The organism is Pseudonocardia zijingensis, assembly GCF_042657305.1.
In the GTDB taxonomy this organism is placed as follows: domain Bacteria; phylum Actinomycetota; class Actinomycetes; order Mycobacteriales; family Pseudonocardiaceae; genus Pseudonocardia; species Pseudonocardia zijingensis.
This window is the reverse complement of record NZ_JBHSKO010000042.1, coordinates 1-22753: the sequence shown is the minus strand read 5'-3', so window position 1 is coordinate 22753 and position 22753 is coordinate 1. Positions and strand designations below refer to the sequence as shown.

Sequence of the window (22753 nt, the reverse complement as noted above, 5' to 3'; positions counted from 1 at the left end):
GAGGGCCGTCACGACCCGGAGAAGCTCAGCCCGCGGCGCCCCGGGCCGCTCGACCGCGCCCGGGGGGTCCGGCGAAGGCCTGCGCCAGGTCGAGCCAGCGGTCGGCGTCGGCTCCCACCGCCCGCAGCGCCAGGTCGTCGCGGTGCCGGCGCTGGGCGACGCGCAGGCAGAAGTCGAGGGCCGGTCCGGTGACCCGCTGGGCGGCGTCCTCCGGCCCCCAGGTCCAGGTCTCCTCGTCGGGGCCGGTCAGCTCGATCCGGAATTCCGCGGTCGGGGGAGTCAGGCCGTGCCGGCGGAAGGCGAAGTCGCGGGTGCGCACACCCAGGTGCGCGACGGCCCGCAGCCGGGGCGTTACCGGGGTGGGTCGCCCGAGGGTGTCGCGGACGTCGACGCCGTGCGCCCAGGTCTCCATCAGACGCGCGGTGGCCATGGTCGCCGCACCCATGGGCGGGCCGTACCAGGGGATGGAGGCTCCCTTCGGGAGCGCGGCGAGCGCGGTGGCGAGCAGCGTCCGGCTCGTCCGCCACCGTGCGAGCAGGTCCGCCGGTGCGGCCGCGGCACCGGCTGCGGCGGTTGCGTCCACGTCGGTGTCGGAGCTCGATCCGAGGTCCCCGGCGGCGCGGAAGCCATCCGGGTCGGCCACCGCGCGCAGCGCGATCTCGTCGGTCCAGGCGAGGTGGGCGATCTGGTGCGCCACCGTCCAGCCGGGCGCGGGGGTGGGCGTCGCCCACGGCTCGGGCGGCAACCCGGCGACGAGGTCGTCCAGGTGGCGGCTCTCCAGGTCGAGGTCGGCGAGCAGCCCCTCGAGGAGCGTCGGCATCAGGGGACCGCCGGGCGGCGCAGGTCGGGGTCTGCAGCGGCCATCCGGCGCAGCTCGGCTCGTTGGATCTTGGTGGAGGCGGTCATCGGCAGTTCGTCGACCGTACGCCAGGCCCGGGGCACCTTGAACGGGGAGAGCCGGTCCCGGCAATGGCGCTCCAGCTCGGCCGGATCGATGCGGGCACCGGGTTCGGGCACGACGAAGGCGACGACCAGTTCACCCCAGCGGTCGTCGGGCGCGCCCACGACCGCGGCGCGCACCACCGACGGGTGGCCGGCGACCACCTCCTCGACCTCCTCGGGCGAGACGTTCTCCCCACCGGTCTTGATCATGTCCTTCAGCCGGCCGACGATCCGGCAGGCGCCCGTGGCGTCCATGACCGCGAGGTCGCCGGTGTGCAGCCAGCCCTCCGGGTCGATCGCGGCCGCGGTGGCCGCGGGGTCCTGGTGGTAGCCCCGGGTCAGTCGCTCCCCGCGCACCCAGAGCTCCCCGGTCTCGCCGGGCACCGCGGGGTCCCCCTCCGGGGTGGCGATGCGGACGTCGGTGCCGGCGAGCGGCCGGCCGACCGTCGTCCGGCGCACCGGATCGGGGTCCGTAGGCGCGGACAGGAGGGCCGAGCCGCAGGTCTCGGTCATGCCGAAGGTGGTGATCAGCGGCGCACCGAAGGTCGACTCCACCCGGTCGACGAAGCCGGGCCGCACGGTCTGCCCGCCGGTGAACACGACCTGAAGGCTGCGCAGGTCCGTGTCACCGATCTCCGGCCGCGCCATGAGCAGGTCGAGCAGGGTCGGGGCGGCGGAGAGCAGGGTGGCCCTCCGCTCGGGGACGAGGGCCAGCACGCGGCCGGGCTCGAACGGCACCACCACGTGCTCGCAGCGCTGCCAGAGCCCACCCATGACCCCCAGGACGTTGCCCGCCGTGTGGAACAGCGGCATGGGGTTGATCCACACCCCGCCCTCGGCCAGGCCGATGCGCGCGCGGAAGGCGTGCGCCGTGGCCACCATGCCGGCGTGCGTGATCTCCACGCCCTTGGCCCGGCCGGTCGTGCCCGAGGTGAACTGGATCTGCGCGAGGCTCTGCGGTGACACGGTCGGGAGGGCGGTGGCCCGGTCGTGCAGCAGCGCCCGCCACTCACCGGTGCAGCGGTGGACCGCACGCAGCCCCGGCAGGCGCGCGGCCGTCTGCTCCGCCAGGTCGGCCGCCGGGTTGCCGCCGGCGTCCTCGGCCGCGTACACGGCGGCAGCGCCGGAGAGCCGCAGCGCGTGTTCCAGCTCCGGCCCGCGGGACCGCGGGTTCACCGGCACCAGGACCATGCCCGCCAGGGCCACCCCGAACTGCAGCAGCACCGCCTCCGGGCCGTTGGCCAGGCAGGTGGCGATCCGGGTGCCCGGCTCGTGGCGGGCCAGCAGCCCGGCCGCCACCCGCTCGGCGTCCGCGAGCAGGCCGGCGGCGGTCCAGGCCCGCTCCTCCCGCGGGGTCACGGTCCGCAGCAGCGGGTCGGCCGGGCCGAGCCGCGCGGCCCGGGCGAGGACGTCACCGATCACGCGTTCGGCGAGCTCGGGCGCCGGTGGGGCGAGCAGCTCGCAGCGCTCCAGGGGGCCGCCCACCGCTCAGCCCACCGGGAAGCTCTGCGCGCTCGGACCCTCGACCGTGCCCAGCACCTCGAGCCCACCCTCGGCCTGCGCGGAGGCGCGGGAGACGTAGACCGTGCGGGTCGGCGGCTGCGCGGGGTCGGTGAAGTCCATCGGCGTGGCGAACAGGCCCCGGGTCTCCAGGTCGGCCGTCTCGCGCATGGCGCTGACCACGCCCTCCGGGGTCAGGTCGCCTGCCTCGCACGCGCCGCGGAGCGCGGCGCTGAGCAGCTCGGCCTGCGCGTAGGCCAGCGGCACCTCCCAGCCGGTCTCGCCGTCCGGGGCCGCGGCCTCGTAGAGCTCCCGGGCGGCCTGGACGCCGGGCTGGTCGAGGCTGTACGGCGCGATGCTGGTGACCGTGTAGAAGTTCTGCTCCAGGGCCGGCCCGGCCGGCGTCTGCAGCAGTGAGGGGCCGAACGTGGGGGTGTTGCCCAGGATCGGCACGTTCAGACCCTGCGCGGAGAGCACGCCCGCGAGGGAGGCGAGCTGGGCGGGAGCGGCGCCGAGGATCACCGCGGACACACCGGCCTGCTGGAGGGCGGAGGCCTGGGCGGTCAGGTCGGTGTCGCGCGGCGTGATCTCCTGCGGCACGACCTCCAGCCCGCGCTGCTCCGCGGCGTACTGCGCCCCGGCGAGCGAGTCGTTGCCGAAGTCGCCGACGAAGTAGACGACACCGACCTTGGCGCCGGGGGCCAGACCCAGCTCGTCGACGAGGTAGTCGATCGCGTTCGCGCTCTCGATGCCGTAGGTCGTTCCGGGGATCTGCGCGTTCTCGTACTGCAGGGCGACGCCGGCCCAGCCGTGCCCGCCCAGGTAGAGCCCGTCGGCCTCGGCCAGCGGCAGCACGGCAGCCGACGTCGGCCCGCCCAGCACCTGCTGCAGGGCGACGACGTTCGAGGCCATGCTGCGGTAGAGCGCCACGGCCTTCTGCGGGTCGTAGCCGTGGTCCTGCACGTCGACCTCGACGTTCCGGTCGCAGATCCCGCCGTTCGCGTTGACCTGGTCGTAGTAGGCCCGGGTCTCGGCGACCTGCACCGCGGCGCCGGCCGCGAACGGCCCGGAGAGGTCGGTGAGCATGCCGACGGTGATGGTGTCGGCGGTGACGCCGGTGCCGGTCCGCACGCCGTCCGCACCGCCCTGGGCGGCGCCGGCGTTGGGGTCCTCCGTGGAACAGGCGGCGAGGACGGCGGCGCAGCCGGCGAGGGCCAGCGCGGCGCGGATCCGGTGCTTCATGACGAGGTCTCCTTCGACCTGGTGGTGAGCTCGGCGTGCGGTGGTGCGGGCGAGGGGTCGCCCGGGGCGGGCCCGTGGCGGGTGCGCCGGTCGCGGAGCCGCCGGACCGCGCCGGCCAGGCCGCCCCGGAGGAAGAGCAGGACGGCGACGATGGCCGCGCCGTACAGCAGCCGGGCGAGCGTGGCCGCGTCCAGCCCTTCGGCCCCCGGCGGCGCGAGGAACGGCAGGTCGGAGCTGTACTGGGTGAGCACCAGCGGCAGGATGACGACGAAGGCGGCGCCCGCGGCGGCCCCGGCGATCGAGCCGAGCCCGCCCAGCACGATCATGACCAGGAAGTCGATCGACAGCTGCAGCCCGAACAGGTCCGGTGCGATCCGGCCGTAGGCCAGGGCCATGAGCGCGCCGGCGACACCCGCGTAGGCCGAGGAGATGACGAAGGCGGTGGCCTTGGCGCGCGCCACGTGGATGCCCGTCGATGCGGCCGCGGTCTCGCTGTCCCGCACGTTGGCCAGCGCCCGGCCGGTACGGCCGGCCGTGATGTTGCGACCGATCCACGCGGCGAGCAGCGCGATGCCGAGGAACAGGTACCAGAGCCGGTGCAGGCCCTCGAACTGCACGCCGGCGACGGCGAGGTAGTCCGGGTCGTTGTTGCTGAAGCTGAAGCCCGGCACCGAGAACGGCTCCACGGAGCGGCCGTTGAAGCCGCCGGTCACACCCTCCACGTTGACCATCAGGTGGCGGGCGATGAAGACGAGTCCGATGGTGGCCAGGCCCAGGTAGATCCCCCGCAGGCGACCCGAGATGGGGCTGAACAGCGCCCCGGCCACCGCGGCCACCACACCCGCGAGGACGAGGGCGACCACCGGGGGCAGGCCGGCCCCGGCGACGCGGCCGTCGACCTCGCCGACCGCCCAGGCGTAGGTGTAGGCGCCGAGCGCGGCGAAGGAGGCGTGGCCGAGCGAGAGCTGCCCGGCCACCCCGACCAGCAGGGTCAGCCCGATCCCCCCGACCACCGCCGCCATGGTGAACAGGCCGGTCTGCAGCCAGAAATCGTCGAGCACGAACGGCAGGGCCGCCACGAGCAGCACGGCCAGGACCACGGGGAGCCGGCGGCGGACCTCAGACACGGACGGCCTCCGCGCGGCCGAAGAGCCCGGAGGGCCGCACGAGCAGCACGAGGATCATCACGACGTAGGGGACGATCTCGCCGAGGCCGCGGCCGAGGAAGTGCAGCTGGGCTTCGTAGCCGACCGCAAGCGCGGTGACCTCCCCGATGACCAGGCCGCCGACGATCGCGCCGACCACGGAGTCGAAGCCGCCGAGGACCCATGCCGGGATCGCGGCGAACGCGCTGATCGCCAGCGTGGGGGCCACACCCGGAGCCGGGAAGGAGGCCAGGAAGATGCCGGCGATCGCGGCGAGCGCCCCGGCCAGCGCCCATCCCGCGGCGCCGGTGCGTGACAGGCGGATGCCCATCAGGGAGGCGGTGTCGCCGTCGGCGGCCGCGGCGCGCATCGCCACCCCGGTGCCGGTGCGCGCGAAGAGGAACCAGAGCAACCCGAAGGCGAGCACGGCCACACCTGCGGCGACGACGCGGCTGGTGGGGAGGGTGACGCCGCCGAGGGAGACGACATCGGCTCCCCACGGGGCGCCGATCGGCAGCACCACGTCGCCGATGCGCCGGGTCAGCTCGGTGAGCAGCAGGATGTCGACGCCCAGCATGAGGATGGCGGCGGTGCCGGGGTTGGCGTCGGCGAGATTGCGCACCAGGACCGCGTTGATCAGCACGCCCAGCAGCGCCGCACCGGCGATCCCCACGACGGCGGCGGCCCAGAAGCCGAGCGGGCCGTGCAGGACGGCCACCAGGTAGGCGCCGGTCAGCAGGACCGATCCGTGGGCGAAGTTCAGCACGCCGGTGGAGGTGAAGACGATGACGAAGCCGACCGCGATCAGCCCCAGGACGAACCCGTAGGACAGGCCGTTGGCCAGCTGGGTGATGAAGTAGCTCATGCCGCCGCCGTCCCCAGGTAGGCGCGCAGCACCTCGGGGTCCCGCTGGACCTCCTGCGGCGTGCCTTCGGCGATGCGCTTGCCGAAGTCGAGGACGGTGATCCGCTCGGCCAGCTCCATCACGAACGGCATGTCGTGCTCGACGAGCAGGATCGACAGCCCCAGCTCCCGCTGGACGGCTCGGATGGTGTCGGCCATGACCACCGACTCGCCGTGCGTCATCCCGGCCACCGGCTCGTCCAGCAGCAGGAGGGTGGGTTCGGACGCCAGCGCCCGGCCCAGCTCGACCCGTTTGCGGTCGCCGTAGGACAGCGTGTGCACGGCCCGGTCGAGCACGGGGGCGATGCCGAGCAGGTCGGCGATGCGGCGCACCGCCGCGCGTTCGGCGCGCTCCTCCCGGCGCGCCCGGGGGAGCCGCAACGCCTCGGCGGAGGTGCGGGAACGCATCACGCGGTGCCGACCGACGAGGAGGTTGTCCGCCACGGTCGCCTCGAGCGACAGCGAGATGTTCTGGAAGGTGCGGGCGACGCCGAGGTCGGCGATGCGGTGCGCCGGCAGCGCGGTGACCGCCGCGTCGCCGTAGTGCACCGCGCCGCTGGTCGCGCGGTAGGCGCCGCTGAGGACGTTGATGCAGGTCGACTTCCCCGCACCGTTGGGTCCGATGAGGGCGTGGACGGTCCCGGCTGCGACGGTGAACGACACCCCGGAGAGCGCGGTGATGCCGCCGAAACGCACCGTGAGGTCCTCGACGCGCAGCTCGCGAGCCTGCGCCGGCGTCGATCGCTGCAGGTGCGCCGCAGCGGCAGCCGGTGCGTCCTGGGCCACGCGCCCGGAGTCGGGGGCCGCGACTCCCAGGTAGCGGTCGCGGATGTCGTCGGTGGCGGCGAGCTCGGCCGAGCTGCCCTCGGTGGAGACGACCCCGACCTCGAGCACGTAGGCCCGGTCGGCGACCCGCAGGCCCATCGTGGCGTTCTGCTCGATGAGCAGCACCGAGGTGCCCTGGGCGTGGATCTGCTCGATGATGTCGCCGATCTGCTCCACCAGCTGCGGGGCCAGGCCCAGGGAGGGCTCGTCGAGCAGCAGCAGCGTGGGGGAGGTCATCAGCGCCCGGCCCATCGCCAGCATCTGCTGCTGCCCGCCCGACAGCAGGCCACCGCGCTGGTGGCGACGCTCGGCGAGGATCGGGAAGAGCTCGAAGACCCGTTCGGCGGCCGCCCGGCGGGAGCGGGCGTCGCGCACCGTGTAGCCGCCCGCGCGCAGGTTCTCCTCCACGGTGAGGTCGCGGAAGATGCGACGGCCCTCCGGCACCTGCACGAGCCCCGCGCGCACCGCCGCGGAGGGGTCGTGCCCGGCGAGGTCCCGGCCGTCGAAGCGCACGCGCCCCGCGGTGACCCGCCCGCCGACGCTCCCCAACGACTGCGAGATCGCCCGCAGCAGCGTGGTCTTGCCGGCGCCGTTGCTGCCCAGGACGGCGACCACCGATCCGGCCTCGACGGTCAGGGACACCCCGCGCAGCGCGCGCACGGCGCCGCCGTACTCGACTGCGAGGTCCTCGACGGACAGGAGTGGATCGGGCACGGCGACCTTCCGTCCGGGCTTCTGCGCTGAACGAGCGGACGAGCGGAGGGAGCACCTCCGTGCTCGGGGGCCCGAGCGACCCAGACGCTAGAAGTGACGCTGACGTACGTCAAGATTGTGTCTAACGTCAGCGCGTGGAAGGCTCGCCGCAGCAACGGTCGAGGAGGGGGAGGTTCGGCGGGTGGCTGACGCCGCGGACACCCGACCCCGCGCGGAGCGGGCCGGGCACCCGGGCGGGCACCGCCCCCAGGCCCTGCTGTTCAGCTTCTTCGGCGGCGTCGTGCTGGACCGGGACGTCCCGCCGATCCCGTCCGCGGTCTTCGTCCGCCTGCTCGGCGGCCTGGGCGTCGCCGAGGCCGCGGCGCGCGCGACCTTGTCGCGGATGGTGCGCCGCGGCCTGCTGGAGCGCACCCAGGTCGGCCGCGTGGCCCACTACGGGCTCACCCCCCGGGCCGAGGAGGTGGTTCGCCGGGCGCGCCGGCGCGTGGCGGCCGCGGCGCCGTTCGAGCACCCGGACGGGGAGTGGACGCTGCTCTGCTACTCCATGCCGGAGAGCAGGCGCGACCTGCGCCACCGCGTGCGCGCGACGCTGACGTGGGCGGGTTTCGGCGGGCTCCGCGACGGGGTCTGGATCGCCCCGGGCACCGTCGACGTGGCGGCGGTCCTCGCCGACGCGGGGCTCGACGAGGTCGCCGAGCTGGCGGAGTGGTTCGCGGCCTCGCCCATGTCGGCCGTGCGGGTGGCTCACTTCATCCGGCGCGCGTGGCCGGTCGACGAGATCCGCGAACGGCACGAGGAGTTCATCCGGGCCTGGTCGGCCGGGCCCGGGCCGGGCGACCCGCTGGGCCAGATCACGCTGCTGGGCGCGGACTGGCTGCGGGTCCTGCGCAGCGACCCGGGCCTGCCCGCAGAGCACCTGGCCGCGGACTGGCCCGCCGCGCGCAGCGCCGCGGTGTACCAGCGGTGCTACCGCCGCCTGCGGGCCGCGGCCGCGCGGGCGATCGATCTCGAACTCGGGCGCCCCTGCCCGGTGCCCCGAGGTTCAGGAAAGCCACATTCAAGCCCTCTCCGGCCCTGAATGTGGCTTTCCTGAACTTCCCGGTGGGTCAGCGGTTCAGCCCGAGGATCTCCCGGGCCTCGTCCGGCGTGGCCGGGCGCCGGCCGTAGATCTCGGCGATCCGCACCAGCTCCGCGACGAGCTCGTGGTTGCGCCCCGCGACCGAGCCGTCGGCGCGGTAGAGGCCGTCCTCGAACCCGACCCGTGCGGTGGCGCACCCCATCGCGATGCCGAGCGTGGCCCACCGGAAGTTGTCGCGGCCCGCCCCCAGCACGCCCCAGACGGCGTTGGGGAAGCGGCTGAGCGCGAGGTTGCGCATGAAGACGAGCGTCTCGGGGTCGGCGTCGACGTCGCCGAGCCCGCCGCCGAGCAGGAGCCACACGTGCTTCGCGTCGCGGTCGAAGAGGCCTTCGTCCGCGTAGCGGGCCAGCCGGGCGATGACGTGCATGTCGACGACCTCGTACTCCAGGGTCGACCGCTTGTCGTAGATCGCCTTGATGGTCTTCTTGAGGTACTCCGGCGAGTTGACGTACGGGGTCTCGGTCGGGTAGCCGCCTTCGGGGTGCCAGAAGTCGGTCGTGCCGGCGGCGACGCCGTAGAGGTCCGGGGTGGGGTCGAGGTCGATCAGCGCGAGGCGCTCCTCGTCGGAGGGCCAGACCAGCTGCCCGGTCGCCGGGTCGCGCCGGACGCCGATGCCGTTCGTGGTCTGCAGGAGGACGTCGGTGCGTGCGCGGATGCGCGTGATGATGTCGCGGAAGACGGCGACGTCACCGGTGTTGGCGCCGTTCTCGTCGCGGGCGTGGACGTGGACGACCGCCGCGCCCGCCTCGCGGCACAGCCGCGCGTCCTCCGCGATCTCCTCGGGGTCGACGGGCACGAAGGCGCCGTCGCGGCTGCGCTGCATCCCGCCGTTGACCGCGGCGACGATCACGAGCGGCTGGCCGGGGCTGGTCGACATGGGGTCCTCCGGTGGGTCTCTGGCCTCGGTCGGAACGCTAGGAGCCCGCCGGTGTCCTGGGATCGCGCGGATGACGCCCACCGCCCGGCGGCGGCTCCGGACGGGGCGCGACAAATGTCTCGGTGCGCGTCGTGCAGACCTCCCGTGCCGCCCGGTCATCCGAGCCTGTCGGCGCATGACCCGGCGTACATAGGTTCTGCCTCGCACCGCCCGGATCACGCACGGCAGAGAGGCCACCGCGATGTCCGCACCCGCCGACCGTCCTCCCACCCAGCTGCGCCGCGCCGTCACGTCGAGCTACCTGGGCAGCGTGATCGAGTACTACGACTTCCTGCTCTACGCGACTGCGTCCGCGGTCGTGTTCAACACCGTGTTCTTCCCGAGCGTCGACCCGGCCGCCGGGGTGGTCGCCAGCTTCGGCACGCTCGTGGCCGGCTACGCGGCGAAGCCCGTCGGCGCGGCGTTGTTCGGCCACTTCGGCGACCGCATCGGCCGCAAGCGCACGCTGGTCGTGTCGATGACGGTGATGGGCACGGTCAGCGTGCTGATCGGCCTGCTGCCCGGCTACGCGACGATCGGGGTGTGGGCACCGGTCCTGCTCGTGCTGCTGCGCATCCTGCAGGGGATCGCGCTGGGCGGGGAGTGGGGTGGCTCGGTGCTGATCTCCACCGAGCACGCCACCTCGCGCCGCGGCCTCTGGGCGAGCTTCACGCTCTCGGGCGCTCCGAGCGGCACCGTGCTCTCCACGCTCGCGCTGACGGTCGTCGCAGCCGCCGTCGGCAACGACGCGCTGGTCGCCTGGGGCTGGCGGATCCCGTTCCTGCTCAGCGCGGTGCTGCTCGCCGTGGGGCTGTTCGTGCGGGCCAAGGTCGAGGAGACCCCCGCCTTCCGCCAGGAGCGGGAGAAGGCACGGGTGCCGCTCGTCGAGGTGCTGCGCGCGCACCCGCGCGCCCTGCTGATCTCGGTCGGCATGGGCGCCGGCGCCTTCGTCGCGCAAGGCACCCTGACCGTCTTCGTCATCACCTACGCCGTGGCCGCGGGGTTCACCCGGTCGGCCGTGCTGAACGCGCTGACGATCTCGTCGGTGGTGGCCGCGGTCGGGGTGGTGGTGTTCGCCGCGCTGTCCGACCGGATCGGCAGGCGCCCGGTGGTGGTGGCCGGCGCGGTGGGGATGGCCGGGTGGGCGTTCGCGATCTTCCCGCTCATCGACTCCGGCTCGTTCGCGCTGTTGTTGCTGGCCGTCGTGGTCGGCCAGGGTGTCGTCCACACCGCGATGTTCGGCCCCATGGCCGCGCTCTACGCCGAACTGTTCCCCGCGCGCGTCCGCTACACCGGCGCGTCGCTGGGGCTCGGCCTGGCCGGCATCGCCTCCGGGCTCGCGCCGCTGGTCTTCGCGGCACTCGGCGCGAAGCCGGGCGACAGCCTCGTCGTGCCGGTGGTGTTGACGGTGTGCTGCCTGCTCACCGTGGTGTGCGTGCGGCTGGTCCCGGAGACGGGCTCGGCGCCGGTCGCCGGCGCCGAGCGCGTCGGGGAACCCGCCTGAGTACGGAGGCCGGGTTCGTGTCCCAGCGCTCAGTCGAGGCCGTGCACCACGGTCGGGACCGGCACCCGGACGCGAACCCGGAACCCCGTGGGCCCGTCGCCCGCCGCCGTCGTGCCGCCCCAGCGCTGCGCGCGTTCCCGCATCGACACCAGCCCGAACGCGCCGGGGCGGGGTGCCCGGCCCCCGGTGCCGACCCCGTCGTCGTCGACATCGACCGCCACGTGGGCCCGACCGGCGTCGTCCTGGACGCGCACCCGCACGACCGCCCGCGTCGCCGCGGCGTGCCGGAACACGTTGTGCAGGGCCTCCTGGACGATGCGGAACAGGTCCTCCTGCATCTCGGCCGGCAGCAGGTCGGGGTCGGGCAGGTCGGCGTCGACGTCGACCTCGAGACCCGCCGCGGCCGCGACCGACTCGGCGTGCCGTTCCACGGCCCCGGCCAGCCCGAGTTCGACGAGGTCGGCCGGGTGCAGCTGCAGGACCAGGCCGCGCAGATCGGCCAGTGCGTGCTCGGCGAGCCCGGCGAGCTCGTCGGCGACGGCGCGGACCAGCTGCGGGTCGCCGGCCGTGTCGACCTGCTCGCTCAGCGCCGAGGCCTGCAACCGCATCGAGAAGACGTGTTGCACCGCGGAGTCGTGCAGGTCGCGGGCGATGCGGGCGCGCTCGGAGGCGGCCGCGTCGCGCCGCGAGCGGGCCAGCAGGTCCGCGGAGTCGACGGCCATGGCCGCGAGGTCCGCCATGGCGTCGAGGAACTCGACGGCCTCCGCGTCCGGGACCGCACCGGGCGCGTAGTAGGCGTTGAGCACGCCGAGCACGCGCTTGCGCACCGTCAGCGGTACGGCCACGAGGCTGTCCCAGTCCGACCCGCCCATCGCCTCGTGCAGCGGCTCCCAGGCGGGGTCGGCCATCAGGGTGCGCTTGCGGTGCGCCGCGACGACCGGGCGCGCGGTGCGGAACGCCTCGGCGAACATCGGCTGGGCGCCTCGCCTGCGGCACTGCTCCAACCGCTCCGGGAAGCCCTCGCCGTCGATGGACCCGGCATTGCCGACCACGCGCAGGGTGCCGCCCTCGACGAGCAGGATCTGCACGGCCGCGATGTTCTCGGCCTGCGCGGCCTCGCGGGCGACCTCGTCGAGCGTGACGCGCAGCGATCCGGCGTCGGCCACGCTGGAAGCGGCTCGCGCGATGGCGGCGAGCCTGCGCTGCCCGTGGCGAGCGGCGTCGCCCCGGTCCGGCTCGTCGAGGTCGGCCACCCGTCCCACCCGTTGTCGTCCGCGCCGGGACCCGGCGCCAGGCCGGCCAGTCTTACCGCGCGGGGTCGGCGTCGGCAAGGATCTGCGTCGGCCCGCCTTCCGTGCTCGGGCAGGAGTGCATGATGACCGACCAGACCGTCGCGAGGGAGCGGAACGCATCCATCCGGGTCCTGCTCGTCGACGACCATTCGGTGGTGCGCCGTGGCGTGCGCGCCTACCTCGTCGGCTACGACGACATCGAGGTCGCCGCTGAGGCGGAGAGCGGTCAGGAGGCGCTGGACAAGCTCGCCACGATGGCCGGGCACGGCGAGCTCCCCGACGTCGTGCTCATCGACCTGCTCATGCGGGGGCTCGACGGGGTCGCCGCCACCGCGCGCATCCTCGAGCGGCACCCGACGATCCGCGTGGTCGTGCTGACCAGCTTCGGCGAGCGCGAACGCGTCCACGCCGCGCTCGCGAGCGGTGCGACCGGGTTCCTGCTCAAGGACGCGAAGCCGACGGAGATCGTCGAGGCGATCCGCGCGGCCGCGCGCGGCGGTGTCTTCCTGGATCCGATGGTGGCCCGCAGGCTCACGCAGGAGGTCCTGTCGCCCGCGACCGGAATCGCCTCGCTGACCGACCGCGAACGCGCGGCGCTGGCGCTCGTGGCGAAGGGCCGGTCGAACCAGGAGATCGCCGACGAGCTGGTGATCTCCGAACGCACGGTCCGCACCCACGTCAGCAACGTGTTGCGCAAGCTCGGGCTGTCCTCGCGGACGCAGGCCGCGGTCGTGGCCGTCCGTGAGGGGTTGCTGCCCGCTGATCCTGATCGCCCCTGACACCAGCACGGAGGACACATGCGGTTCGCGGCCTGGACCGAGCACGACACCACCCGGGTGGGCCTGCTGGACGGTGAGACGCTGTACGCGCTGCCGCCGGGCACGGGCCTCGTCGACCTGCTCGCCGACGCGCCCACGTCACTGGAGGTCGCGGCGGCGCAGGCCCGCGCGGGCGGCGACACCAGGTCGCTGCCCGACGTCGCGCTCACCGCGCCGCTGCGCCCGCCTGCGGTGCGCGACTTCATCGCGTTCGAGCAGCACATCGAGGGGATGGCGCTGGGCCGCGGACCGGACGCGACCGGCGACCCGGGCCTCTACGAGATCCCGGTCTTCTACTTCTCCAACCCGAACGGCGTCGTCGGCCCGCACGACGACGTCCCCGTGCCGCCGGGCTGCGAGCTGTTCGACTTCGAGCTGGAGGTGGCCGCCGTCATCGGGCGCGCGGGTCGCGACCTGACCCCCGAACAGGCCCGCGAGCACATCGCCGGCTACCTCGTCTTCAACGACTGGAGCGCGCGCGACACGCAGCTCGCCGAGATGGCGCTCGGGTTCGGCCCGGTGAAGGGCAAGGACAGTGCAACGACGCTGGGCCCCTGGCTGGTCACCGCCGACGAGCTGGAGCCCCACCGCCGTGACGACCGGTTCGACCTGCGGATGACGGTGTCGGTCAACGACGTGGAGATCGGCTCGGACACCCTCGCGAACATGGCGTGGCGGTTCGAGGACCTGGTCGCCTACGCCTCCCGCGGCGCCTGGGTCCGCCCCGGCGACGTGCTCGGTTCGGGCACCTGCGGCAACGGCTGCCTCATGGAGCTGTGGAACCGCCGCGGCAGCCGGAACGACCCGCCGCCGCTGGCGATCGGCGACGTGGTCGAGATGGCCGTGCAGGGCATCGGCACCATCCGCAACCGGGTCGTGGCCGGCGCCGACCTCCGGCCGATCCCCCCGGCGCGCCGAGCGAGCGACGTGCGGGCGGGCTCGTCCGCGGGCTAGGTTCGGTTCCGGCGGCCCTCGCGAGGAGGTCATCCCATGACCGGTCGGATCGTCGTCGGCATCGACGGCTCGGAGCCCAGCGGCAACGCGCTCGAGTGGGCGGTGGCCCGGGCGCGCCTCGGCGGTGAGCAGCTCGAGCTCGTCAACACCTACAGCGTCACAGCCGGTGTCGACTTCTACGGCTACCAGGCCGCCGTGGCGAGCCAGCCCGTGGAGTGGTTCATCGAGTTCTCCCGCCAGCTGCTCGACGCCGCGGCGGCCCGCGTCCACGAGCTGGCGCCCGACCTGACCTGCACCACCACCTCGCAGGCGGGCCACCCCGCGTCGGTGCTGGCGGCGGCGTCCGAGGGTGCCGACGCCCTCGTCGTCGGCCGCCGCGGCCTGGGAAGTGCAGCGAGCGTGCTGCTCGGCTCGGTGAGCAACCAGCTGACGGTCCACGCGAGGTGCCCGCTGGTCGTCGTCGGACCCGGCGAGCTCCCGACGACGGGCCCGATAGTCGTGGGCGTCGACGGGTCGGAGTTCGGCACGAAGGCGCTGCGCTACGCGCTCGGCGAGGCCGCGTTGCGGGGGACGTCGGTGCGGGCCGTCGCCGCCTACGACGTGCCCTACCAGGTGCTGCGGGTGGTGGCCGACCCGGAGCTCCTGGTGCGGATGCGGGCGGACGTCGAGGCGGAAGCGGCCGGCACCCTCACCCGGGCGCTCGACGAGGCGCGGGAGCCGGGCGGTCCGCCGGTGAGCGTGGAGCAGGTCGTGGTGGAGGGCCCAGCCGCCGACGCGATCCTCGACCGGTCCGACGACGCCCAGCTGATCGTGGTCGGCACCCACGGCAAGGGCATGGTGCGCCGGATCCTGCTCGGATCGGTGAGCCGGCAGGTCCTGGGCGATGCCGATCGGCCGGTCGCCGTCGTCGATTCGGTCGAGCGCGCCGGCGACCACGGCCGGTCGCCGTGAGCGGGTGGATCGTCGTCGGGATCGACGGCTCACCGCGAGCGCTCGAGGCCGTGCGGTGGGCCGCGGCCGAAGCGGCCCGTCGGGGCGTGGGACTGCGCCTGGTCGCCGCGGTGAACACCTCCGACCGCCCCGTGCTCGGCTTCCCGATCGAACCGTTGCTCGAGCCGGCGAAGGAGGACGTCGCCCGCGCCGCGGCCGAGGTCGCAGCCGCGGTACCGGTCGACCGGAAGGTCGAGGCGGGCCACCCCGTCGCCGTGCTCGCCGCCGAGTCGCGGCACGCGGACCTGCTGGTGGTCGGGGGGAGCGGGTACGGGCGGATCACCGGGGTGCTCGCCGGTTCGGTGACGGTGGGGGTGTCGACTCAGGCGGCGTGCCCCGTCGTCGTGGTGCGGGGTGCGGAGCACGACCGCGCCGCCCCGGTCGTCCTCGGGGTGGACGCGACGCCCGTGGGGGAGGCCGCGATCGCCTTCGCGTTCGACGCCGCGGCGGCGCGGGGCGTGCCCCTCATCGCCGTGCACACGTGGGGTGCCCCGCCCGGCGACATGCGTACCGCACCGCAGTGGGAGGATCTCGCCGAACGGGCGGAGCGCGATCTGGCGGACCGCCTCGCCGGGTGGACCGGGCGTCATCCCGGGGTGGACGTGCAGCGGATCGTGGGCCGCGACCACCCCGCGGACCGGTTGCTCGAGTTGTCGCAGCAGGCCCAGCTCGTGGTGGTCGGGTCGCGCGGGCACGGACAGCTCGTCGGGTTGTTCCTGGACTCGGTCAGCCACGCCATGGTGCACCGGGCCGCCTGCCCGATGGCCGTCGTGCGGCCGCAGGAGGTGTGACCGGCGTTCGCATGTGGACGACCTGCGGATCCGTGTGATCGAATGCCGTGTCGATCATGGGTTTCGAGGCGCGGTCGCCGGTGCGGTGGCCCGGGGTGGGTGGGCATGAACAAGCGTGTGCGGAGACTGGTGTCTGCGGCCGTCGGTGTGCTGCTGTCGGCGAGTGCCCTGAGCGTGGCCGCGCCCGCGGCCGAGGCGGCCACGAACCCGGTGCGGTCCTTCCGCATCACCTACGGCAACACCTACACCACCGGCACGGTGACCTTCTACAACCAGAGCGTCCTGGTCCAGGGTGAGCACAAGTCGGTGTCTCCGACCGACTGCCGCTTCACCCGCGCCAAGACGTGGGACTACATCGAACTGCACCAGACCAGGTGGACGGAGAACGTCTGCGACCGCTCGGCGAAGTACTCGATGACCCTCAAAGCGACCAACAAGGGCGGCGCCGCGTGGGTGGAGGTGCAACTCGTCGTGGGGGAGCCGGGCTACGGGGGCCGGGTCCTTGCGGAGACGAACGTGTACCGGAACTGAGCCGGCAGGCCCGGCACCGGCGCCGCGCGCCGGGTTCCGCGGAACCCCGCCGAGCAGTACACCCGTAGCGGACGAGCCACTCCCGTGCAAGCGGGTGTCACAGCGGTGCAAGCCCGTGCGAGCAACGTCCCGGTGTCTCAACCGAACCGGACCGTGAGGGGTGCGCCGTGACGTACGCGTTGAAGCTCAGCGAAGCCGAACGAACCCGCTACCGGATGATGGCCGAGCTGGCGAGGTCGGACGAAGCCGAGATCTGGGCCGCCGCGGGGATCCGTGCCGGCGCCGCCGTGGCGGACGTCGGGTGCGGACCCGGTGCGGTGCTGCGGCTGCTGGCCCACGAGGTCGGGGCGGCGGGCCGCGCGGACGGGGTGGACCAGGCGCCCGACGTGGTCGCTGTCGCCGCTGCGGAGGTCGCGGATCTCCCGCAGGCCCGCGTCGCCCGCGGGGACGCGGCCGCGACCGGCCTGCCCCTCGGGGAGTACGACGTGGCGATGTGCCGCCACGTGCTCTCCCACAACGGTGGCAGGGAGGCCGCGATCGTGGCGCATCTGCGTGACCTGGCCGGGCCCGGAGGCATCGTCTACCTGGTCGATGTCGACTTCACCGCGTTGTGGATCAACCCGCCGGATCCCGACCTGGTCGAGCTGGACGCTCGCTACCGCGCCTACCACGACGAGCTGGGCAACGACGTCACCGTCGGCCGCTCGCTCGGCGCGTTGCTCGAAGGCGCCGGGCTGGTCGTGGAGCAGTTCCGCTTCGGAGGTTCGGTGCCGCGGGTCCCTGCCGGTTGGCGCGGCCCGGCGTGGGCGGCGCGCGAGGCGTTGCAGGCCGCCGGCCAGGCGTCGGCCGAGGACCTGGAGCGGTGGTCAGCCGCCTTCACCCGGCTCGACGCCCGCGCCGATCGTCCGTGGGTCAGCATCCCCCTCTGCGTGGCGGTCGGGCGAGTGCCGCACCGCGGCGACCGTTGACGTTCCGCGGAACGCTCGTGCCGTCACATCCACTCGAAGAAGTACACGTTGTCGTTGTCCAGCACCGCTCCGGCGTTGCGGGTCCGGCTCAGGTCGACGTCCTCGAACGTTCCGCCCAGCCCGCCGCTGAGCTGCACCTCCGTGACGGCCCCCTCGGCGGTGTCGACGACCCACAGCGATTTGCCCGTCACGAACGCCCTCCGGCCGTCGGCGGAGATCGCGAGGTCGGTGAGTGGGAGTTCCCCCGGCTCGCCGAGCCGTGCCAACGGGGCGACCCGGACCGTGGGGAGATCCACCGTGAGGACGTCGGTCGACGTCGCGATGAGCGCGCGCGAGCCGTCCGGCACGACCTCCACGACGCCGACGGCCGTCCCGCCCAGCGCGGTGCTGGTCACGCGGCCTGCGTCGACGTCGATGATCTCGAGCCCCGTGTCCGTGGCGACGAGGATCTGCTTCCCGTCCGGGGTGAAGGCGATGTCGGAGATGGGGCCGTTGTAGCTCGGGACGCCGCCTGCCGGTTGCCCGGTGATCGTGATGGGGCGGGCCGAGGAGGTCTCGACGTCGACGATCGTCACGGTGTCGCCGCGGGCGAGCGCCGCGCGGGTGCCGTCCGGGGCGCTCGCCAGGGCTTCGGGGTGAGTGAGGCTCTGGAAGGGCACGATGGGGGCGCCGCCGGTCGGGATCAGGTGGGTGAGTGATCTGGTGTGCGGATCCACGACCGCGACGTGGACCTGGTTCTCGGAGAGGGTCGTCGCCGCGAGGAAGATCCGGCGGCCGTCCGGGGCGATGGCGAGCGAGTTCTCCATCGACGCCAGTCCTTCGAGGAACATCGGGGTCGATCGCTCCACCCCGACGGCCGACCGCATCTCGAGGCAGGTCCCGCGCACCCCTGGTGGACTGCACCCGTTCGTCGTCGAGAGGCCGGCGGGGAAGGTGAGGTGGACGTACTCGCCGGACGGGTCGAACACGTGATCTCCCCAGTGCTCCCACAACGGCTGGGTCGTGATCACGCGCACCTGGGGCGGCGGCAGGGTTTCAGCGGATGCGGAGGGCGGGGGCGGTGGCGGCGGTGGTGCAGGTGGCGCCGGCTCGGAGAGCACCGCGGGCAGGGTGAATGCCACTGCCGCGACGGTCGCCACGGCGACGGCGCCGATCAGCCAGTTGCGGCGCCGCGGGTAACGGGTCGGCGTGGCGGGCTGCGCGGGAGGTTGCGGCAGCGCGACGACCGGTCCGGGGTGTGGCGGCTCGAGGAGCCGGCCGACCTCGGACGCGGAGGGCCGGTCCTGCGGCCGGGTGGCGAGGCAGGCCGCGATGGGGGCGCGCAACGGATCGGGCAGCGCGCTCAGGTCAGGCTCGCGGGACGGGCTGCGTCCCGTTGTGGCGAAGTACAGCACCGACCCCAACGAGAAGACGTCCGCGGCGGTGGTGATCTCCTGCCCGGCGAGCTGCTCCGGTGGTGTGAACGCCGGATTCTCGAGCGCCGCCGGTGAGAAGCCGCAATCGACCAGCCGGGGGTGGGTGGCGTCGAGGAGCACGTTCGACGGCTTCAGGTTCCGGTGCACCACCCCGGCCGCGTGCACGGACTCCACGCCGCGGGCCAGGACGTGGCCGAACGCCCGGACGCCGTCGACACCGAACGGGCCGCCCGCGCGGACCGCGGTGTCCAACGACGGCCCGGGGACGAATCGGGTGGCCACCCAGGGTGGCTCGGCGTTCGGGTCGGCGTCGACGACCTCTGCCACCCACGGCCCGCCGACCCGCCGGCTGAGGTCGATCTCGCGCCGGAACCGCGCCCGGAACTGCGGGTCACGGGCGAGGCCGGGGTGTACGACCTTGACCGCCACCTGTACGCCGTCGGGCGCGACGCCGAGGTACACCGTCCCGGTTGCGCCTGCTCCCAGCCGTCCATGCAGTTGATAGCGCCCGGCCTGCTCCGGCCCGCCGGCCTCGATCGGCTCCACGCATCCCCCCGATGCCCTCGCCGCACCTTCGTCGGTGATGATCGTGGCACAGGCACGGGGATCTCCCTCATCTTCCGTGCAACGGTTCGCAGCGTTTGCGGATAGCATCTTGTCTTCGCAGCAATCCCTGCATTACCGTGCCGCCGTGTCGGTCGAGCGGTGGGTGCAGGGTCTGGAGGCGCGGGGGACGACACCCGCGGGTCGGCAGCTCCTCCGGACGTTGCTGTCGCAGCCTGACAGGGCGTCGTATTCGAGTGCTGCGCAGGTCGCGGAGATGGCGGGTATCGACGCGTCGAACGTCACGCGGATCGCTCAAGGCCTGGGGTTCTCGGGGTGGCCGGGGCTGCAGGACGAGTTGCGAGCCCAGTACCTGCGCAGCTTGACCCTGGTGGAGATCGCGGACCGGCATTCCGGGGAGGCGGCGTCCGGGCCGGTCCAGCGATCCATCGAAGCCGATCGCCGGGCGCTCGCCCTGCTCGACGTGGACGCCGAGATCTGCGCGACGATCGCGGCCCGTCTCGCGGCGGCGCCGACGCGTCTCGCGCTGGGTGGTGGCAGTTTCGGTGCGGTGGCGCACATCTTCGCGAGCAACTGCTCGCTGGCGGGATATCCGTGCGCGCACCTGACCGAGGCCGGTGGCGTGGCGAACGCGGTCGCGCGTCTCGGTGGCGACGACGTCGTCCTGATCTTCGACTTCTGGTGGCTCTACGAGGGGATGAAGCGGGCGGCGGCTGCGGCGCGGAAGAGGGGCGCCACCGTTGTGGTCGTATCCGATCACCCGAACACCGGGCTGACCCGCTCCGCGACCCACGTTCTGACGGTGCCGTCCGAAGGCGGCGCCTACTTCCCCACGATGGTGCCGGCGATCGTCGTGGCCAACGCGATCTGCACGGAACTCGCGCTCGTCGATCCGGAACGCACCAAGAAGGCGATCCGGCGTTCGGAGCAGATCTGGACGGAGATGGAGGTCATGGGGTAAGGCACCCGGTTGATATGCAAGACCTGTCCATCTCTTCGAAGGTGACGGATGCACCCCCAGTCCCTGTACGGAATGACGTGGCCGGACGTGCGGTCGGCGTTGGATGCCGGCAAGCGCTCGGCGCTGATCGCCGTCGGCGCGATCGAGCAGCACGGACCGCACCTGCCCCTCGCCACGGACACGCTCGTCGCGGCCGAGACGGCACGGCGCGTCGCCGAGCGGATGCCGCACGTCCTGCTCGGCCCGACGCTCCCGGTGGGGGTGTCCACCCACCACATGGCGTTCCCCGGAACGCTGTCGGTCTCGGAACGCGCGTTCCAGGAGCAGGTGGCGGCGTGCGTGTCGAGCCTCGGCGCCCACGGGGTCGAGAAGGTCTTCGTGCTGTCCGGTCACGGCGGCAATTACGGCCCACTCGCCCGGCTCGCAGAGGAGGGTGACGGCCGGATCGGCGCCACGGAGTTCGTCCCGTTCTCCGACCTCGCCGCTTTCATGGACGTGTTCCACTCCGTCTCCGCCCAGGACGGCATCTCGGTGGAGGCCAGCGGCGCACACGCGGGGGAGTGGGAGACGTCGATCATGCTCGCGGTCCACCCCGAGCTGGTGCGCATGGACGATGCCGAGGCCGGTTTCGTGGGCGCGTTCGACGACGTCACTGCGGAACGGCTGTTCCGGGAAGGCACCGCGAGCCTGGCCGCGAACGGCGTCCTCGGCGACCCGCATTCCGCGAGTTCCGAGCGCGGCGAACGGCATCTGAACGCTTGGGTCGACACCTTGGTGGACTACTTCACGACGCGAAGTTGAGGTTCGTGATGGGGTCCGTCCCCAGATGTGCAGTACCTCGAGAATGGATCCCCGTCATGACCGCTCCCACCGCAACGGCCACGCCGGCGCAGCTGCGCGCCGCGCGCAAGGCCGTGATCTCCAGCTCCATCGGCGCCACGCTGGAATGGTTCGACATCATCGTGTACGCCACCTTCGCGACCACGATCGCGGCGGTGTTCTACCCGGATTCGGATCCGCTGTTCGCCCTGATCCTCACGTTCGCGACCTTCACCACCACCTACCTCATCCGCCCGCTGGGCGGGCTCGTCCTGGGCGCGTACGCCGACCGGCACGGCCGGCGCAACGCGCTCACGTTGACGCTGCTGCTGATGATGGTCGGCACCTTCCTCATGGCGGTCGCACCACCGGTCCCGATCTGGGGCGTGGTCGTGATCCTCCTGTCCCGCCTCATCCAGGGCTTCTCCGCGGGCGGTGAGTTCGGCACCGCCACCACGTTCCTCGTCGAGACCGCGCCGCACCGCAAGAACTTCTACGGCTCCTGGCAGATCGCCAGCCAGAGCGCCGCCCTCCTGCTCGCCTCGGCGTTCGGCTTCACCCTGACCACGAGCCTGAGCGAGGAGGCCCTGCAGTCGTGGGGCTGGCGGCTGCCGTTCATCATCGGTCTGCTCGTCGGCCCGGTCGGCCTCTGGATCCGCGCCCGCATGAGCGAGACCGAGGAATTCCTCGCCCGCAACCAGGACGATCCGTCCCCGGTGCGGACGATGGTGACCCGCCACTACGGCCGGGTGCTCGCGGGTGCCGCGTGCATCGGCGTGGCCACGCTGTCGGTCTACATGATCCTCTACATGCCCACCTTCGCCGTGAAGAACCTGGGCATCTCGCCCCTCGCGGCGCTCCTCGGCGGCGTGGTGGCGGGCACCATCGGCCTGATCGGGTCGCCCCTGGTCGGGAACCTCGCCGACCGCGTCGGGCCGGCGAAGGTGATGACGGTGGCGGCCGTCGCGGCTTTCGTGCTCGCGTGGCCGCTCTTCCAGCTGGTGATCAACTTCCCCACGATGCCGGTGCTCGTCGGCGTGATCGCGGTGCTCGGCGTGATCATGACCTTCTACTTCGCCCCGCTCCCCGGGCTGATGAACTCGCTGTTCCCGGTCGAGGTGCGCGGGTCGGGCATGTCCGTGGCCTACAACCTCGGTGTCACGCTGCTGGGCAGCATCGCGCCGCTCGTCCTCACCTGGCTGCTCGGCCTCACCGGACAGCTCGCCGCCCCCAGCTACTACTACATCATCGTCTCGCTCATCTCCCTCACCGGCCTCTACGTCGTCCGCACGCGCTACGCGCAGCGCTAGAGGCGCCGCGGGCCTGGGGCCTCCGGTGGCGCCGCGCATCGTGCGGGGCATTCACGTGGGCAGGCAGGGCCTGCCCGGTGGGCGCGCGGCGCCACCTCCGGCCGGTGTCGCGGGCATGATCACGGGTTTGGCGCATTCCCGGGCGAAATCGACACGGGAATGCGCCAACTCCCTGATCATGGGCCAGATTTGCGCTCCGGGGGCGTCGATCAAGGGCAAATGGTCGCTAGTGATCTCCAAAGGAGGAATGATCATTGCTTTGGCGCAAAACCCGACGAGACACGTCGGAAAACGCGCCAAGCCGGCGATCATGGGCGTGTGATGGCGCCCTGGGCCGGACGTGCACCGGCTGCTCCTCGGACCTCGCGGCCTGAACTCACCCCGGGGCCTAGTAAGTGCCTGAGTGGTTGAAAACGAGGACATCCCCCTGTTGTGGTGCTCGGGCTTGGTGTCCCAACCACGACAGGAGGATGTCGGTGTCCAACCCTAGACGGCTCTCCCGCGGTGATAA

At 73.1% G+C, this 22753-nt stretch carries 21 protein-coding genes; 12 read left to right on the top strand and 9 right to left on the bottom strand.

The window, feature by feature from the left end; all coding sequences use genetic code 11:
• Nucleotides 1-25: 25 nt before the first annotated feature.
• Genes ACFPL3_RS40280 through ACFPL3_RS40255 form a run of 6 tightly spaced genes read right to left on the bottom strand, consistent with a single transcriptional unit; the run spans nt 26 to nt 7271 of the window.
• Complete coding sequence (locus ACFPL3_RS40280; protein ID WP_343943636.1) at nt 26-820, bottom strand: TIGR03084 family metal-binding protein; 795 nt, start codon at nt 818-820, stop codon at nt 26-28.
• Nucleotides 820-2427 carry a class I adenylate-forming enzyme family protein gene (locus tag ACFPL3_RS40275; protein WP_343943635.1) on the bottom strand — a complete coding sequence of 536 codons (1608 nt, stop codon included), beginning with the start codon at nt 2425-2427 and terminating at the stop codon, nt 820-822. Before ACFPL3_RS40275 ends, ACFPL3_RS40280 begins: the two co-directional genes overlap by 1 nt.
• A 3-nt stretch (nt 2428-2430) precedes the next feature.
• Entirely contained in the window at nt 2431-3684 is a 1254-nt protein-coding gene (locus ACFPL3_RS40270) for an ABC transporter substrate-binding protein (RefSeq protein ID WP_343943634.1), read from the bottom strand.
• Nucleotides 3681-4811 (bottom strand): branched-chain amino acid ABC transporter permease, encoded by a 1131-nt coding sequence (locus ACFPL3_RS40265; RefSeq protein ID WP_343943633.1) that lies wholly within the window; start codon nt 4809-4811, stop codon nt 3681-3683. The genes ACFPL3_RS40270 and ACFPL3_RS40265 overlap by 4 nt, the downstream gene beginning before the upstream one ends.
• A complete protein-coding gene (locus tag ACFPL3_RS40260) occupies nt 4804-5694 on the bottom strand; it encodes a branched-chain amino acid ABC transporter permease (protein ID WP_343943632.1) in 891 nt (296 codons plus the stop codon). The genes ACFPL3_RS40265 and ACFPL3_RS40260 overlap by 8 nt, the downstream gene beginning before the upstream one ends.
• Nucleotides 5691-7271: an ATP-binding cassette domain-containing protein gene (locus ACFPL3_RS40255; RefSeq protein WP_343943631.1), complete on the bottom strand. Its 1581-nt coding sequence runs from the start codon at nt 7269-7271 to the stop codon at nt 5691-5693. The genes ACFPL3_RS40260 and ACFPL3_RS40255 overlap by 4 nt, the downstream gene beginning before the upstream one ends.
• 181 nt (nt 7272-7452) lie before the next feature.
• On the opposite strand from ACFPL3_RS40255, the gene ACFPL3_RS40250 reads away from it, so the two are divergent.
• Complete coding sequence (locus ACFPL3_RS40250) at nt 7453-8349, top strand: PaaX family transcriptional regulator (protein ID WP_343943630.1); 897 nt, start codon at nt 7453-7455, stop codon at nt 8347-8349.
• Between the two features lie 28 nt (nt 8350-8377).
• Here ACFPL3_RS40250 and ACFPL3_RS40245 read toward each other — a convergent pair whose 3' ends face one another.
• On the bottom strand, nt 8378-9286 hold the full coding sequence (locus ACFPL3_RS40245; protein WP_343943629.1) for a beta-keto acid cleavage family enzyme: 909 nt from the start codon (nt 9284-9286) through the stop codon (nt 8378-8380).
• 241 nt (nt 9287-9527) lie between these two features.
• Here ACFPL3_RS40245 and ACFPL3_RS40240 point away from each other — a divergent pair, with 241 nt between their 5' ends.
• The gene (locus ACFPL3_RS40240; protein ID WP_343943628.1) at nt 9528-10829 is read left to right on the top strand and encodes an MFS transporter; all 1302 of its coding nucleotides are present in this window, start codon (nt 9528-9530) and stop codon (nt 10827-10829) included.
• A 29-nt stretch (nt 10830-10858) separates the two neighbouring features.
• Here the strand turns inward: ACFPL3_RS40240 and ACFPL3_RS40235 are convergent, their stop codons facing one another.
• Complete coding sequence (locus tag ACFPL3_RS40235; RefSeq protein WP_343943627.1) at nt 10859-12082, bottom strand: GAF domain-containing sensor histidine kinase; 1224 nt, start codon at nt 12080-12082, stop codon at nt 10859-10861.
• A 122-nt stretch (nt 12083-12204) separates the two neighbouring features.
• Here ACFPL3_RS40235 and ACFPL3_RS40230 point away from each other — a divergent pair, with 122 nt between their 5' ends.
• The 6 genes from ACFPL3_RS40230 (at nt 12205) to ACFPL3_RS40205 (ending at nt 17173) form a co-directional block, all read left to right on the top strand.
• Nucleotides 12205-12900 carry a response regulator transcription factor gene (locus ACFPL3_RS40230; RefSeq protein ID WP_343943626.1) on the top strand — a complete coding sequence of 232 codons (696 nt, stop codon included), beginning with the start codon at nt 12205-12207 and terminating at the stop codon, nt 12898-12900.
• Between the two features lie 18 nt (nt 12901-12918).
• On the top strand, nt 12919-13893 hold the full coding sequence (locus ACFPL3_RS40225; RefSeq protein WP_343943625.1) for a fumarylacetoacetate hydrolase family protein: 975 nt from the start codon (nt 12919-12921) through the stop codon (nt 13891-13893).
• A 36-nt stretch (nt 13894-13929) separates the two neighbouring features.
• The gene (locus ACFPL3_RS40220; protein WP_343943624.1) at nt 13930-14844 is read left to right on the top strand and encodes a universal stress protein; all 915 of its coding nucleotides are present in this window, start codon (nt 13930-13932) and stop codon (nt 14842-14844) included.
• Nucleotides 14841-15674 carry a universal stress protein gene (locus tag ACFPL3_RS40215; protein WP_343943623.1) on the top strand — a complete coding sequence of 278 codons (834 nt, stop codon included), beginning with the start codon at nt 14841-14843 and terminating at the stop codon, nt 15672-15674. Before ACFPL3_RS40220 ends, ACFPL3_RS40215 begins: the two co-directional genes overlap by 4 nt.
• 129 nt (nt 15675-15803) lie before the next feature.
• A complete protein-coding gene (locus ACFPL3_RS40210; protein WP_343943622.1) occupies nt 15804-16205 on the top strand; it encodes a hypothetical protein in 402 nt (133 codons plus the stop codon).
• A 167-nt stretch (nt 16206-16372) separates the two neighbouring features.
• Nucleotides 16373-17173: a methyltransferase domain-containing protein gene (locus ACFPL3_RS40205; protein ID WP_343943621.1), complete on the top strand. Its 801-nt coding sequence runs from the start codon at nt 16373-16375 to the stop codon at nt 17171-17173.
• 23 nt (nt 17174-17196) lie between these two features.
• Here the strand turns inward: ACFPL3_RS40205 and ACFPL3_RS40200 are convergent, their stop codons facing one another.
• The gene (locus tag ACFPL3_RS40200) at nt 17197-19134 is read right to left on the bottom strand and encodes a WD40 repeat domain-containing serine/threonine protein kinase (protein WP_343943620.1); all 1938 of its coding nucleotides are present in this window, start codon (nt 19132-19134) and stop codon (nt 17197-17199) included.
• Between the two features lie 145 nt (nt 19135-19279).
• Here ACFPL3_RS40200 and ACFPL3_RS40195 point away from each other — a divergent pair, with 145 nt between their 5' ends.
• Genes ACFPL3_RS40195 through ACFPL3_RS40180 form a run of 4 tightly spaced genes read left to right on the top strand, consistent with a single transcriptional unit; the run spans nt 19280 to nt 22564 of the window.
• Nucleotides 19280-20113: a MurR/RpiR family transcriptional regulator gene (locus ACFPL3_RS40195; RefSeq protein ID WP_343943619.1), complete on the top strand. Its 834-nt coding sequence runs from the start codon at nt 19280-19282 to the stop codon at nt 20111-20113.
• A gap of 48 nt (nt 20114-20161) precedes the next feature.
• Complete coding sequence (locus tag ACFPL3_RS40190) at nt 20162-20914, top strand: creatininase family protein (protein ID WP_343943618.1); 753 nt, start codon at nt 20162-20164, stop codon at nt 20912-20914.
• 56 nt (nt 20915-20970) lie between these two features.
• Nucleotides 20971-22242 (top strand): MFS transporter, encoded by a 1272-nt coding sequence (locus tag ACFPL3_RS40185; RefSeq protein WP_343943617.1) that lies wholly within the window; start codon nt 20971-20973, stop codon nt 22240-22242.
• Nucleotides 22243-22267: 25 nt separating this feature from the next.
• Nucleotides 22268-22564 carry a hypothetical protein gene (locus tag ACFPL3_RS40180; RefSeq protein WP_343943616.1) on the top strand — a complete coding sequence of 99 codons (297 nt, stop codon included), beginning with the start codon at nt 22268-22270 and terminating at the stop codon, nt 22562-22564.
• Nucleotides 22565-22753 lie beyond the last annotated feature (189 nt).